Genomic DNA, 14526 nt, shown 5'->3' on the forward strand with positions numbered 1-14526 from the left:
ACTCATCGGCGTACCTCCAGGGTTGTCGGGAGACCGAGCGCGACGGGCCGGCGCTCGCCCAGGGCCGGCACCGGCTGGCCCCGCTCGACCTCGAAGGTGATCGACGGGTCCGGGGTGTCGGGTGCGTTGACGAAGGAGGCGAAGCGGCGTAGCCGCTCCGGGTCGTCGATCGTGTCCCGCCACTCGTCCGAGTAGGACTCGACGTGCCGGGCCATCGCCTCGTCCAGCTCGGCCGCCAGCCCGAGCGAGTCGTCGACGATCACCGATCGCAGGTGGTCCAGGCCGCCGTCCATGGCCTCGATCCAGGCCGCGGTGCGTTGCAGCCGATCGGCGGTGCGGATGTAGAACATCAGGAACCGGTCGATGGTACGGACGAGCTCCTCGGTGGACAGGTCGCTGGCGAACAGGTCGGCGTGCCGGGGCCGGAAGCCGCCGTTGCCGCCGACGTAGAGGTTCCAGCCGACGTCGGTGGCGATGATGCCGAAGTCCTTGCTGCGAGCTTCGGCGCACTCCCGGGCGCAGCCGGATACCGCAGACTTGATCTTGTGCGGGGCGCGCAGCCCCCGGTAGCGCAGCTCCAGGGCGACCGCCAGGCCGACCGAGTCCTGCACCCCGTAGCGGCACCAGGTGGAGCCGACGCAGGACTTCACCGTCCGCAGCGCCTTGCCGTAGGCGTGACCGGACTCGAAGCCGGCGTCGACCAGCCGCCGCCAGATCTTCGGCAACTGCTCCACCCGGGCACCGAACAGGTCGATCCGCTGCCCACCGGTGATCTTCGTGTAGAGGTTGAAGTCCCGGGCCACCTCGCCGATCACGATCAGCTTCTCCGGGGTGATCTCCCCACCGGGTATCCGCGGCACCACCGAGTAGGTGCCGTCGCGCTGGATGTTGGCCAGGAAGTGGTCGTTGGTGTCCTGCAGGGTGGCCTGCTCGCCGTCGAGCACGTAGCCGTTGCCCAGCGAGGCGAGGATCGAGGCGACCACCGGCTTGCAGATGTCGCAGCCCCGGCCCCGACCGTGCTCGGCGACCAGCTGGGAGAAGGTCCGGATGCCGCGTACCCGGACGATGTCGAACAGCTCCTGGCGGCTGTGGTCGAAGTGTTCGCACAGCGCCGTCGACTGGGCCACCCCGGCGACGGACAGCAACTGCTTGAGCATCGGTACGCAGGACCCGCAGCTGGTGCCGGCCCGGGTGCACGCCTTGATCCCGGCGACGTCGGTGCAGCCTTCGCCGATCGCGCCGAGGATCTGATCCTTGGTGACCGCGTTGCAGGAGCAGACCTGGGCGCTGCCGGGCAGCGCGTCGATGCCGGCGCCGCCGGCGGCACCGTCGGAGCCGGCCGGGGCGAGCAGCGCCAGCGGCGGGCCCGGCAGCGGCCCGCCGACGCTGGCCCGCAACGTCGGGTACGCCGTCGCGTCGCCGACCAGCACCCCGCCGAGCAGGGTGCGCGCGTCGTCGGAGAGCACCAGCTTGGCGTAGACCCGGGTGGCCGGGTCGGTGAAGGTGACGTCCAGACAATCGGGGGTGGCGCCGTGCGCGTCGCCGAACGACGCCACGTCCACCCCGAGCAGTTTGAGCTTCGTGGAGGTGTCCGCGCCGGGGAAGGCGGCGGTGCCGCCGAGTAGCCGGTCGGCGACCACCTCGGCCATCGCGTAGCCGGGGGCGACCAGCCCGTAGCAGCGGCCCGGTTCGCCGTCGACGCTGACCGCGGCGCACTCGCCGACCGCCCAGATGTGCGGGTCGCTGGTCCGGCAGGTGGCGTCGACGGTCACCCCGCCGCGCTCGCCGACGGCCAGCCCGGCGGCGCGGGCCAGGTCGTCGCGGGGCCGGATGCCGGCGGCGACGACGACCAGGTCGGTCTCCAGTTCGGTGCCGTCGGTGAGGGCGACCCCGTGCGGGGTGCCGTCCGGCCCGGTGCGGATCGCCGACGTCGCGGTCCCCAGGTGCACGTCGACGCCGAGGTCCTCGACGTAGCGGCGCAGCATCGCCCCGCCGGCCTCGTCGATCTGGACCGGCATCAGCCGGGGCGCGAACTCCACCACGTGGGTACGCAGGCCGAGCAGCCGCAGCGCGTTGGCGGCCTCCAGGCCGAGCAGGCCGCCGCCGATCACCGTGCCGACCCGCCGGCCGGCGGCCGGATCGGTGGCGAAGTCGCGGATGGCGACCAGGTCGTCCAGCGTCCGGTAGACGAACACCCCGTCGCGCAGGTCGCCGCCGCTGGCGCCGTCGGTGGGGCGGTGTGCGCCGTCGATCGGCGGGACGAACGGGTACGAGCCGGTGGCCAGCACCAGCGCGTCGTAGCCGTACTCGCCGTGGTCGGTGACGACCACCCGGCGGTCCCGGTCGATCCGCCGGGCCGGCTCGGCCAGCCGCAGGTCCACCCCGTCGTCCGGGGTGTGCACGCTCAACTCGTCCGGCCCGACACCGTCGAAGAAGGCCGACAACCGGACCCGGTCGTACGCCGGCCGCGACTCCTCGGCGAGCACCGTGACCTGCCATTCGCCGCCGGTGTCGCGGGAGCGGACCGCTTCGACCAGGCGCTGCCCGACCATGCCGTTGCCGATGACGATCAACCGGTTCACGCTGGTACCTCCACGTCGGAATCCACAGATGAGAGCCAGTCGACGATGCCGGTGACCGCGTCGGTGCAACTGCCACAGCCGGTGGTGGCCCGGGTGGCGGCGACCACCTCGGCGACCGACCGGGCACCGGCGCGCCAGCAGCGCACCAGCGCCCCCTTGCTGACCGTGTTGCACTGGCAGACGGTCGCCGCGTCCGGCATCAGTGCCGGACTGGTCGCCGGCGCCGCGACGGTGCCGCCGACCGACCGGCCGAGCAGCAGCGCCCGCCGGTCGGCCGGCACCGGACCGCCCCGGTCGAACAGCTGGATGACGGTGCCGACGGCCGGGTTGTCGCCGAGCATGATCGCCCCGGTCAGCCGGTCGTCGCGGATCAGCAGCCGGGCGTACGTGCCGCGGGCCGGGTCGGCGAAGCTGAGCTCCTCGGTCTGCCCGTCGGCGCCCGGCCGGGTGTCGCCCATCGCGGCGAGGTCGATGCCGGCGGCCTTGAGCCGGGTCACCGTCGGCAGTGGCCGGTAGCGGGCACCCGGGTCGTCGCCGGCCAGCACCCGGGCCAGCACCTGGGCCTGTTCCCAGGCGGGGGCGACCAGCCCGGTAACGACGCCGTCGTGTTCGGCGCAGTCCCCGATCGCCCAGATGCGCGGGTCGCTGGTGGCCATCCGGTCGTCGACCATCACACCGCGCCCGACCCGTAGCCCGGCCCGCTGGGCCAGGTCGGTGTCCGGCCGGACACCGCAGGCCAGCACCAGCAGGTCGGCGTCCAGCTCCCGGCCGTCGCCGAGCCGCAGCCGTACCCCGTCGGTGGTGGCGGTGACCGACTCGGCGGCGGCGGCCAGCTCGGTGCCGACGCCGAGGCCGGCCAGGGTACGGGCGAGCACCGCGCTGGCGGTGGCGTCGAGTTGACGCTCCATCAGCTGACCGACCTTGTGTACCACCCGTACGTCCAGTCCGCGTGCGGCGAGCCCACGGGCGGCTTCCAGCCCGAGCAGGCCGCCGCCGAGCACCAGCGCGGTGCGGGCACCGGCTGCGGCGGCGAGGATCCGCCGGCAGTCGTCCAGGGTCCGGAACACCGCGACCCGGTCGGGCAACCCCGCCGGGCCGTCGGCACCGGTCAGGCCGGGCAGGTCGGGGACCACGGCCCGGCTGCCGGTGGCGAGCACCAGGTGGTCGTACTCGGTGGCGGTGCCGTCGGCGGTGCGCACCGTCCGGGTGGCCGGCTCGATCGCGGTCACCGCCAACCCGGACCGCACGTCGATGCCGTGCCCGGCGGCCTCGGTGAGCGTGACGTCCAGCTCGTCGGCCCGGCCGGCGAGCAGGTTCGACAGCATGATCCGGTTGTACGCCCGGTGCCGCTCCGCCCCGTACACGGTGATCTTGTAGTCGCCGCGCCGGGCGTGCAGCTCGGCGGCGAGCCGGGCACCGGCCATGCCGTGGCCGACGATGACGATACGGTTCACGCTCGCTCCACCCTGACCGCACAGATCTTGAACTCGGGCATCCGGGATGTCGGGTCCAACGCGTCGTTGGTGACCGAGTTGATCCGCCCCGCGCCACCCCAGTGGAACGGGGCGAACACGGTGTCCGGGCGGATCGACTCGGTCAGTCGGGCCGGGGCGCGCATCTCGCCGCGTCGGCTGGTCACCGTGACCGGGTCGCCGTCGGCGACGCCGAGCCGGGCGGCCAGGTCCGGGTGCAGCTCCACGAAGGCCTCCGGGGCGGCGCCGCGCAGCGGCGCGATCCGGCGGGTCTGCGCACCGGACTGGTACTGGGCCAGCACCCGGCCGGTGGTCAGGTAGAGCGGGTAGTCGGCGCAGACCTCCTCGGCGGCGGCCCGGTGCTCCACCGGCACGAACCGGGCCCGCCCGTCCGGGGTGGCGAACCGTTCGGTGAACATCCGTGGGGTGTCCGGCCGGTCCGGGTCCGGGCAGGGCCAGAAGACCCCGTCGGCGGCGTCGATCCGCTCCCAGGTGACCCCGGCGTAGTCGGCGACCCCGCCGGCCGAGGCCCGGCGTAGCTCGGTGAAGACCTCGGCGGGGTCGGCCGGGAACTGCCCGGCCGGGCAGCCGAGCCGCTGCGCCAGGTCGGCCAGGACGGCCAGGTCGGTGCGGGCGCCGGGCGGGGGCGGCCGCAGCGCGTGCCGGCGCAGCACCCGGCCCTCCAGGTTGGTCATGGTGCCGTCCTCTTCGGCCCACTGGGCGGTGGGCAGCACCACGTCGGCCATGGCCGCCGTTTCGGAGAGCACGAAGTCGGCGACGACCAGCAGGTCCAGATCGGCCAGCCGGCGCTGGACCCGGCCGGCGCGGGGGGCGGAGACCACCGGGTTGGAGCCGAAGACCAGCAACGCCTTCGGCCCGGCCGGGGTGCCGAGCGCGTCCAGCAGCTCGTACGCGGAAACCCCCGGCCCGGGCAGGTCGGCCGGGTCGACGCCCCACACCCCGGCCACGTGTGCCCGCGCCGCCGGGTCGTCGATGCGCCGGTAGCCGGGCAGCTGGTCGGCCTTCTGACCGTGCTCCCGGCCACCCTGACCGTTGCCCTGGCCGGTCAGGCAGCCGTATCCGGAGCCGGGTCGGCCGGGCAGTCCGAGGGCGAGCGCCAGGTTGACGTAGGCGCTGACCGTGTCGACGCCCTTGGCGTGCTGTTCGGCTCCGCGCGCGGTGAGGATGACGACCTTCGCGGGCGGGGCGTCGGTCGCGCGTCGGTCGCCGCCGGCCAGCGCCCGCGCCGCCGCCTCCAGATCGCCGATCGGTACGCCGGTGAGCCGTTCCACCCGGGCCGGCCAGTAGCCGGCGACGGTGGCCCGGACGGTGTCGAAGCCGGTGGTCCGCTCGGTGACGTAGGTCTGGTCCACCCAGCCCTCTCGCAGCGCGACGTGCAGCAGCGCGTTGGCCACCGCGAGGTCGGTGCCGGGGGTGGGCTGCAGGTGCAGGTCGGCCAGGCGGGCCGTGGCGGTGCGGCGGGGGTCGATCACGATCAACGTACCGCCGCGCTGTTTCATCTCGGTCAGGTAGCGGGCGAACGGCGGCATCGTCTCGGCCACGTTCGCGCCGACCAGCAGCAGGGTGTCGGCGGTGCCGACGTCGGCCATCGGGAACGGCAGACCACGGTCGACGCCGAAGGCCCGGATCCCGGCGGCGGCCGCCGAGGACATGCAGAACCGGCCGTTGTAGTCGATGTTGCGGGTACGCAGCGCGACCCGGGCGAACTTGCCCAGCGCGTACGCCTTCTCGTTGGTGAGCCCGCCGCCGCCGAACATCGCGACCGCGTCGCGGCCGTGTGCCTGCTGAATGCCGGTGACGTCGGCGACGATCCGGTCCAGCGCCTCGTCCCAGCTGGCCGGCCGCAGCTCGGCCCCCGGTCGGTCACGGACCAGCGGGGTGGTCAGCCGCTGCGGGTGGTCGAGCAGCTCGGCAGCGGTCCAGCCTTTCTGACAGAGCCCGCCCTGGTTGGTGGGAAACTGCCGGGGCAGCACCTGCACGCCGCCGTCGGCGCTCGCGCGCAGCCGCATGCCGCACTGCAGGGCGCAGTACGGGCAGTGGGTGGCCACGGTCCGGTCGACGGATCCGCCGGTCGGCCCGATGGTCACCTGCACGCTGCCTGGCATGTGCGAAGCGTGCCGGGGGGCGATTTCACCGCGACGTCCCGATTGTTTCCAGCCTGCTAAGAGCAGCTCACACGGACCGTTGTCAGGGGGTTAGCCAGCCCATCTGCTGGGACCTCCGGCGTACCGTGCCGACCAGCCGTTTTGACCGGCGTGCCGGGCAGCGGGTATCGTCGCCTGCTGTTGTGCGACAACCGAGGGGCGTCCCTCGCCAGACCCGTCACCGTCCCAGGTCACCATCCGTGGATGCAGCTCACCGTCTGCGGGAGGCCCCGTCCGATGGTGCCAGGTCAGCCGGGGTATGCTTGTCGTTCGCGCGCGCGTTCTCTGCCAGGTCGCCCGGTTCCGGGTCGCCCCGACGGCCCGCGCGTTACCTGACGACCGACGCGCGACCCCAGACCGACGACGAGACAAGGTAGACCTGTGCGTACGTACAGCCCGAAGCCGGGTGAGATCGAGCGTCAGTGGCATGTGATCGACGCCTCTGACGTCGTGCTGGGCCGCCTGGCCACCCACGCCGCCACGCTGCTGCGCGGCAAGCACAAGCCGACTTTCGCGCCGCATGTCGACACCGGTGACTTCGTCATCGTCGTCAACGCCGGCAAGGTGGCGTTGACTGGCAACAAGCGGCACACCAAGGTGGCCTACCGGCACTCCGGGTACCCCGGCGGGCTGAAGCAGGTCGGCTACGACGAGCTGCTGGCCAAGCGCCCCGAGCGGGCGATCGAGCTGGCCGTCAAGGGCATGCTGCCGCACAACAAGCTCGGTGCCAAGCTGATCCGCAAGCTCAAGGTCTACGCCGGCGCCGAGCACCCGCACGGCGCGCAGCAGCCGGTGCCGTTCGAGATCAAGCAGATCGCGCAGTGAGCGCGGGCGAAGGAACCAGCATGACCGACACCACCGAGGCCAGCCCGGTCGCCGTTGCCGAGACCGAGCCGGCCACCGCCGTGACGCCCGCGCCAGTGGTGCGCGCGCCGCGCGGCGAGCGCCCGATCCAGACCGTTGGGCGGCGTAAGGAAGCCATCGTCCGGGTGCGGATCGTCCCCGGCTCCGGCAAGATCACCTGCAACGGTCGCGAGCTCGAGGAGTACTTCCCGAGCAAGGTGCACCAGCAGCTGATCCGGGAGCCGCTGGTGACGGCCGAGAAGGCCGAGGCGTTCGACGTGATCGCCAACCTGCGCGGCGGCGGCATCACCGGCCAGGCGGGTGCGCTGCGGCTGGGCATCGCCCGGGCGCTGTGCGCCAACGACGGCGACGACCGTCCGGCGCTGAAGAAGGCGGGTTTCCTCACCCGCGACGACCGGGTCAAGGAAAGCAAGAAGTACGGCCTGAAGAAGGCCCGTAAGGCTCCGCAGTACTCGAAGCGCTAGTCCGACACGGCTGAACGGACGGCTGGGACACCTCCTTCGTGGGGTTTCTCGGCCGTCCGTGCTTTTTTGTCTAGTTGATGCGGATTCTTCCGTTCATCGGCAGTATCTTCATCGGTTGCCGGCCCGCTCGCCATCGCAGCGGGGCGGATCCCTACCCCCGACGGGGCGGCGGAGCGGCACCATTAGCGGGACCATCGGAGGATGACAGGTATGGCGCGGCTGTTCGGCACCGATGGCGTACGCGGGCGGGCCAACGCCGATCTCACCCCGGAGCTGGCGCTGGCGGTCGCGGTCGCCGCCGCGCACACCCTGGCCGAGCGGGATCCGAGCCGTCAGCCGCTGGCCGTGGTCGGCCGCGACCCGCGGGCCAGCGGCGAGATGCTGGAGGCCGCCGTGGTGGCCGGGCTGACCAGCGCCGGCGCGAACGTGTTGCGGGTCGGTGTGCTACCGACCCCCGGTGTCGCGTTTCTGGTCGGCGAGACCAAGGCCGACTTCGGGGTGATGCTCTCCGCGTCGCACAACCCGATGCCGGACAACGGCATCAAGCTGTTCGCCGCCGGTGGGCACAAACTGCCGGACGATCTCGAGATGAGGATCGAGGCCGCGATCGGCGCGGCGATCGAGGGCGACGGGTCCACCGGCCGCCGGCGGCCCACCGGGGCCGGGATCGGCCGGGTGAGTGACCTGCTGGACGGGGCCGAGCACTACGTCGGGCATCTGGTCGGCACGGTCGACCACCGGCTCGACGGGCTGCGGGTGGTGGTCGACTGCGCCAACGGGGCGGCGGCCGAGGTCGGCCCGGTCGCCTACCGGGAGGCCGGCGCGGAGGTCATCGCGATCAACGCCGAGCCGAACGGGCTCAACATCAACGACGGTTGCGGCTCGACCCACCTCGATGTGGTCCGGGCCGCCGTACTCGAACACGGTGCCGATCTTGGGCTGGCCCACGACGGCGACGCCGACCGGTGCCTGGCGGTGACCGCCGACGGCACCGAGGTGGACGGCGACGAGATCATGGCGATCCTGGCGCTGGCCATGCGCGACGCCGGCACGTTGACCGCCGACACCCTGGTGGCCACCGTGATGAGCAACCTCGGTCTGCGACTGGCCATGTCCCGGGAGGGCATCAAGCTGGTCGAGACCAAGGTCGGCGACCGGTACGTGCTGGAGGAGCTGCGGGCCAGCGGGCTGGCGCTGGGCGGTGAGCAGAGCGGGCACATCGTGATGCCCAGCTACGCCACCACCGGCGACGGGGTGCTCACCGGGCTGCAGCTGATGTCCCGGATGGCGGCCACCGGATCCTCGCTGGCCGGCCTGGCCGCCGCCATCACCAAGCTGCCCCAGGTGCTGATCAACGTGCCGGTCGGCGACCGGGTCGCCGGCGCCGGAGACCCGGCGGTACGGGCCGCCGCCGAGCAGGCCGAGGCCGAGCTGGGCGGCACCGGGCGGGTGCTGCTGCGCCCGTCCGGCACCGAGCCACTGGTCCGGGTGATGGTCGAGGCGGCGACGGTGGAGACCGCCCGCTCGGTCGCCGAGCGGATCGCCGCTGCCGTCCGCGCGGCCAGCCCGGCCTGAACCCGGTCCGGCCCGCCCGGCCTGAACCCGGTCCGGCCGGACCGGTCAGCCGGCCGGTCGCAGGCCGGCCAGCCGCCGGCTGGCTTCGGCGAGGACCTCGGGACGTTTGCAGAAGGCGAACCTGACCAGCAGTCGCCCGGCGTCCGGCTCGTCGTAGAACACCTGGGTCGGTACCGCGACCACGCCACAGCGCTCCGGTAGGGACAGGCAGAATTCGATCCCGTCGGTGCCGCCAAGCGCGCTGATGTCGGCCGTGGCGAAGTAGGTGCCCTCGGGCACCAACACCCGGAATCCGGCCTCGGACAGCCCGGCCACCAGCTGGTCGCGCTGCGCCTGCATGCTCTGCCGCAGCCCGGTGTAGTAGCTGTCCGGCAGGTCCAGCGCCACCGCGACGGCCGGCTGCAGCGGCCCACCGTTGACGTAGGTGAGGAACTGCTTGACCCGGGCGGTGGCGGAGACCAACGCGGCCGGCCCACTGACCCAGCCGATCTTCCAGCCCGTACAGGAGAAGGTCTTGCCGGCCGACGAGATGCGCAGCGTCCGGTCTCGCATCCCGGGCAGGGTGGCGAGCGGGACGTGCGGGGTGTCGGCGTCGGTGAAGACGAGGTGCTCGTAGACCTCGTCGGTGACCGCCCAGATGTCGTGCTCCTGGCAGATCGCGGCGATCGCGGTGAGCTCGGCGACGGTGAAGACCTTGCCGGTCGGGTTGTGCGGGGAGTTGAGCAGCACCAGGCGGGTCCTCGGCCCGACCGCGGCGCGCAGCGCGGCGGGGTCGAAGGCGTACCGGCCGTCCCCGTCGGGACGTAGGGTGACCGGCCGGCGGACCGCTCCGGCGAGCGCGATCGCGGCCGCGTACGAGTCGTAGTAGGGCTCGAAGCAGACGACTTCGTCGCCCGGCTCGCACAGCGCGAGGATGGCGGCGGTGATCGCCTCGGTCGCGCCGGCGGTGATCAGGACCTCGGTCTCCGGGTCGTAGTCGAGATCCCAGAAGCGCTGCTGGTTGCGGGCGACGGCGGTGCGCAGCGCCGGAATGCCAGGACCTGGTGGGTACTGGTTGTGGCCGTTGCGCAGCGCCTCGGTGGCGGCGGTCAGCATCACGGTGGGCCCGTCGGTGTCCGGGAAGCCCTGGCCGAGGTTGACCGCGCCGGTGCGGACGGCAAGAGCGGACATCTCGGCGAAAATCGTCGTGCCGAACGGGCGCATGCGGCGGACCAGGGGGTCGATGTCGGCGGGGGCGCCGGGGGAGGTGACCACCTCGCCACTTTATGCGGTCCATCGAAACAGATGACGGCACCCGTACTTTGCACCATAAGGCGGGTTTGGTCGGTTACTGCTCAGCGTGCTTGATTGATTGCTGGGGTTATGCGCACAGCCGATGAGCGATCGTGGGTTAGGCTACGACCCATGTGTGGAATCGTGGGGTACGTCGGCACGCGGCCGGCGCTGGGCATCGTGCTGGACGGGCTCCGGCGGCTCGAATACCGGGGCTACGACTCGGCCGGCGTGGCGATCGTCTGTGACGACGAACTGCGCACCGAGAAGCGGGCCGGCAAACTCGCCAACCTGGAGAAGGCGCTCGGCGACGAGCGGTTCGGCACCGGCACGGCCGGTGACACCACGACGGCCGACGGCACCGGCTGCCCGGCCCCGGTCGGCATCGGCGACGGCACCGCCGGCATCGGCCACACCCGGTGGGCCACCCACGGCGGACCGACCGACCGCAACGCCCACCCGCACGTGTCCCGGGACGGCCGGATCGCGGTGATCCACAACGGGATCATCGAGAACTTCGCCAAGCTGGTCGCCGAGCTCGAAGCCGACGGGGTCGAGTTCGTCAGCGACACCGACACCGAATGCGCCGCCCACCTGCTCGCCGCCGCGCTGGCCGACCTGCGGGCCGCCGGCGAGCCGGAGGGGCCGCGGCTGCTGGCCGCCGCGATGCGTCGGGTGTGTCAACGCCTCGAAGGCGCGTTCACCCTGCTCGCGGTGGACGCCAGCATCCCGGACGCGGTGGTCGGAGCGCGGCGCAACTCCCCGCTGGTGGTCGGTCGCGGCCCAAGCGAGCACTACCTGGCCAGCGACGTCTCCGCGTTCATCGAGCACACCCGCGACGCCGTCGAGCTCGGTCAGGACCAGGTCGTCCTGATCACCCCGGACAGCATCGAGATCACCGACTTCTCCGGCGCGCCGGCGCTCGGCCGCGACTTCCACATCGACTGGGACGCCTCCGCCGCCGAGAAGGGCGGCTACGACTACTTCATGCTCAAGGAGATCGCCGAGCAGCCGCAGGCGGTCGCCGACACGCTGCTCGGCCGGCTCACCGAGACCGGCGAGATCATGCTGGACGAGGTCCGCCTCACCGACCAGGACCTGCGCGACGCCGACAAGGTCTTCATCGTCGCCTGCGGTACGGCGTACCACTCCGGGATGGTCGCCAAGTACGCCATCGAACACTGGACCCGGATCCCGTGCGAAGTGGAGCTGGCCAGCGAGTTCCGCTACCGGGACCCGGTGCTGGACCGGTCCACCCTGGTGGTGGCGATCTCCCAGTCCGGCGAGACGATGGACACCCTGATGGCGCTGCGCCACGCCAAGGAGCAGAAGGCCCGGGTGCTGGCGATCTGCAACACCAACGGTTCCACCATTCCGCGCGAGTCCGACGCGGTGCTGTACACCCACAGCGGCCCGGAGATCGCGGTCGCCTCCACCAAGGCGTTCCTCACCCAGCTGGTGGCCTGCTACCTGATCGGCCTGCACCTGGCCCAGGTGCGCGGCATCAAGTACGCCGACGAGGTGGCCGCCGTGGTCAGCCAGCTGCAGGAGATGCCGGACAAGCTGCGGCAGGTGCTGGACTCGATGGAACCGGTCCGCCAGCTCGCCCGGGACCTCGCCACCGCCAACCAGGTGCTGTTCATCGGCCGGCACGTCGGCTACCCGGTCGCCCTCGAAGGCGCGCTCAAGCTCAAGGAGCTCGCCTACATGCACGCCGAGGGCTTCGCCGCCGGCGAGCTCAAGCACGGCCCGATCGCGCTGATCGACCAGGGCACCCCGGTGGTCTGCGTGGTGCCCTCACCGGCCGGCCGGGGCATGCTGCACGACAAGATCGTGTCGAACATCCAGGAGGTGCGGGCCCGGGGCGCCCGTACCGTGGTGATCGCCGAGGAGGGCGACACCGCCGTGGCGCCGTACGCCGACGATCTGATCTACGTACCGCGCACCCCGACGCTACTGGCCCCGCTGTTGACCACGGTGCCGCTGCAGGTGCTCGCCTGCGAGATCGCCGCCGCCCGGGGACACGACGTCGACCAGCCCCGGAACCTGGCGAAGTCGGTCACCGTGGAGTGACCGCCGCGCCCGTGCCGGGGCGGTCGCCAGCCGGGTGGTCGACGCCGAGCACGATCCGGGCCATCGAGTCCAGCGCCGGATTGTCCCCGGCCCAGTAGCCCAGATGCCCCGACGCGTCACCGGTGAAGACCCGGGCACCGAAGTCCTCGCCGCTCGGGTCCTCGCCGTGCCACAGCCGGTCGCCCGGCCACAGCTGCGGCCAGGTCGCCCGGCGGATGACATCGTTGTCGGCGGTGGTGGCCCACACCCGGTCGGCCGGCACCGCCAACTCGCCCACCCGATCCACCCCCACCCCGGGCGAACCGACGAAGATCAGGTTGTCGGCGGCCAGGCCGGGTGCCTGCGCCGCCGTACCCACCACCAGCGAGCCGTAGCTGTGCCCGAGCACCGTCAGCCCGCCCGGGTCGCCGTCGCGGTTGACGCCCAGACCTTCCTGGAACCGGCGCAGATCGGCGGCCCCGGCCCGCGCCGGGGCGGCGCTGGCCGCCTCGTCGACAAACGCCGGCGCCGCGTAGTCCAGCCACAACACGGCGGCGGTCGACTCCTGCGGAGCCAACTGCTGGCAACGTCGCAGCACCTGCTCGGTGCGGACCAGTTCGCCGCCGACCCGGTCGAGACCGCTGCCCATCCCCGGCACGTGGGTCAGCACCCGTCGGGCCTGATCGGGATCGCCCAGCGCGAGGATCACCCGGCCGGTCGAGGCGGGAGCCGACGGATCACCCGGCCGGCCGGCACCGCCGTCCAGCGCCAGCAGGTAGGCCCGCGGGCCGGTCGGGGACGCGAGCCGGTCGTCGACCGTGGCCAACCCGGCGATCAGCCCATCCAGCCGGCGCAGCCGCGGCACCGCCGTCGGGTCCGTGCTGTCCAGCAGCGCTGCCCGTTCGGCCAGCAACGCCGTCCGCTGCCGACCCAGCAGCAGCCGGTTCGCCTGGTCCCGAACGGCCGCCGGCAGACCGTCCCACCGACCGACCCGGGCCGGCTCGTGCCGGATCAACCAGCGCCGCTGCGCGTCGTCCAGCCCGGCCCACCAGGCCCGCACCGTCGCCGGCGCGGCCGACGGCGGCGGCCGCGTCGCCGGCGGGCGGGCCGGCCAGCCCTGGCTTGCGGCGGTGGCGGCCGCGTCGAGCCGGCGGGCCGCGTCGACGTCCGCCTCGGTGGCCAGGGCAAGGGCGTCGGCGACGCCGGCGGCCACCCGGCGGGCACCGGCCAGGGTCGGCGCGTCCGGGCGGGTCACCGCCGGGTCCACGCTGACTCGACCGTCCCGGTCGATCGACAGACCGAGCACCCCCGCCGTGGCGACCCAGTCGGCGAGCACCGCCTTGGCCCGGGCCAGCTGCTCGGCGTACCGGCTGAGGATCTGGTCGACGACGCACAGCGCCGGGCCGACGGCGTCCAACCGGTCACCCAGGCCGGCCAACCGGGTGTCGGCGGCGGTCGCCGCCGGGCCGGACCAGCCGGCGCGCAGCGCCCCGGCCGCCCCGGCCACCTCGGCGGCCCGCCGCTCGACCGCTGGTTGCCGCCGCCGCCAGCCGTACGCGGCCCGCTGCCAGGCCGCCGGGTCGGCCCGCCACAGCTGCCGGTACGTGATCACCCGGCCAGCCGGTGGACCGCCCGCCAGTCGGCGGCGTCGTACTCGTCGGCGGCCCTGGCCAGCGCCTGCCCGGTGGCGGCCGCGTCCGCGCCGGCCCGGCTCACCTGCCGGTGCACCGCGGCCTCCACCGCGACCAGCAGGTCGGCCGCTGCCCAGCCCGGCGCGGCGACGGTCAGCTCCGGCTGGCCGGCGAGCCCGTGGGCCAGCCGGTGGGCCAGCCCGGTCAACCGGTCGGCGGCGTCGTGCAGCACGGCCGGCCGCACCCGCAGCGGCCCGCCGCCGGCCGGGCCCACGTCGTTGCCTGGCAGTTCACCCATGTCGCCTCCGTTCGCCCATGTCGCCTCCGTCGGCATGCGTCGATGGGCAGACGCTATCCGGAACCGACAGCGTGGCGGGGGACCCTGTGGACAATCGGCGCAGCGGTTACCGTCCCGCCGGTCCCCACCGCCGGTAGGGTGACCGTGGGTG

General features: G+C 73.2%; 10 protein-coding genes. 4 read left to right on the forward strand and 6 right to left on the reverse strand.

Annotated elements, in window-relative coordinates; genetic code table 11:
- Positions 1-2 precede the first annotated feature (2 nt).
- From nirB to O7629_RS30935, 3 genes are read right to left on the reverse strand one after another with little or no spacing between them, the layout of a single operon-like run.
- Positions 3-2582, reverse strand: coding sequence for a nitrite reductase large subunit NirB (gene nirB / locus O7629_RS30925; protein WP_278173739.1), 2580 nt, complete (start codon positions 2580-2582; stop codon positions 3-5).
- Positions 2579-4036, reverse strand: a complete 1458-nt coding sequence (locus O7629_RS30930; protein ID WP_278173740.1) for an FAD-dependent oxidoreductase — start codon at positions 4034-4036, stop codon at positions 2579-2581. Before O7629_RS30930 ends, nirB begins: the two co-directional genes overlap by 4 nt.
- Positions 4033-6180 (reverse strand): molybdopterin oxidoreductase family protein, encoded by a 2148-nt coding sequence (locus O7629_RS30935; RefSeq protein WP_278173741.1) that lies wholly within the window; start codon positions 6178-6180, stop codon positions 4033-4035. Before O7629_RS30935 ends, O7629_RS30930 begins: the two co-directional genes overlap by 4 nt.
- Positions 6181-6600: 420 nt before the next feature.
- On the opposite strand from O7629_RS30935, the gene rplM reads away from it, so the two are divergent.
- The 3 genes from rplM to glmM all read left to right on the forward strand — a co-directional run bounded on the left by rplM (position 6601) and on the right by glmM (position 9122).
- On the forward strand, positions 6601-7044 hold the full coding sequence (gene rplM, locus O7629_RS30940) for a 50S ribosomal protein L13 (protein WP_123606095.1): 444 nt from the start codon (positions 6601-6603) through the stop codon (positions 7042-7044).
- 20 nt (positions 7045-7064) lie between these two features.
- On the forward strand, positions 7065-7547 hold the full coding sequence (rpsI, locus tag O7629_RS30945) for a 30S ribosomal protein S9 (protein WP_278173744.1): 483 nt from the start codon (positions 7065-7067) through the stop codon (positions 7545-7547).
- 210 nt (positions 7548-7757) lie between these two features.
- Positions 7758-9122: a phosphoglucosamine mutase gene (gene glmM / locus O7629_RS30950; protein WP_278173746.1), complete on the forward strand. Its 1365-nt coding sequence runs from the start codon at positions 7758-7760 to the stop codon at positions 9120-9122.
- 45 nt (positions 9123-9167) lie between these two features.
- Here the strand turns inward: glmM and O7629_RS30955 are convergent, their stop codons facing one another.
- Positions 9168-10376: a pyridoxal phosphate-dependent aminotransferase gene (locus O7629_RS30955; protein WP_278173748.1), complete on the reverse strand. Its 1209-nt coding sequence runs from the start codon at positions 10374-10376 to the stop codon at positions 9168-9170.
- Positions 10377-10526: 150 nt separating this feature from the next.
- Between O7629_RS30955 and glmS the strand changes: the two genes are divergently transcribed.
- Positions 10527-12467, forward strand: coding sequence for a glutamine--fructose-6-phosphate transaminase (isomerizing) (gene glmS, locus O7629_RS30960; RefSeq protein ID WP_278173749.1), 1941 nt, complete (start codon positions 10527-10529; stop codon positions 12465-12467).
- On the opposite strand, the gene O7629_RS30965 is transcribed toward glmS, so the two are convergent.
- Complete coding sequence (locus tag O7629_RS30965; protein WP_278173751.1) at positions 12454-14058, reverse strand: alpha/beta hydrolase; 1605 nt, start codon at positions 14056-14058, stop codon at positions 12454-12456. The two genes, glmS and O7629_RS30965, sit on opposite strands and share 14 nt — an antisense overlap.
- Positions 14055-14375 (reverse strand): hypothetical protein, encoded by a 321-nt coding sequence (locus tag O7629_RS30970; RefSeq protein ID WP_278173752.1) that lies wholly within the window; start codon positions 14373-14375, stop codon positions 14055-14057. The genes O7629_RS30965 and O7629_RS30970 overlap by 4 nt, the downstream gene beginning before the upstream one ends.
- Positions 14376-14526: the final 151 nt, after the last annotated feature.

Origin of the sequence: Solwaraspora sp. WMMD792 (genome assembly GCF_029626105.1) — a bacterium.
GTDB lineage: Bacteria > Actinomycetota > Actinomycetes > Mycobacteriales > Micromonosporaceae > Micromonospora_E.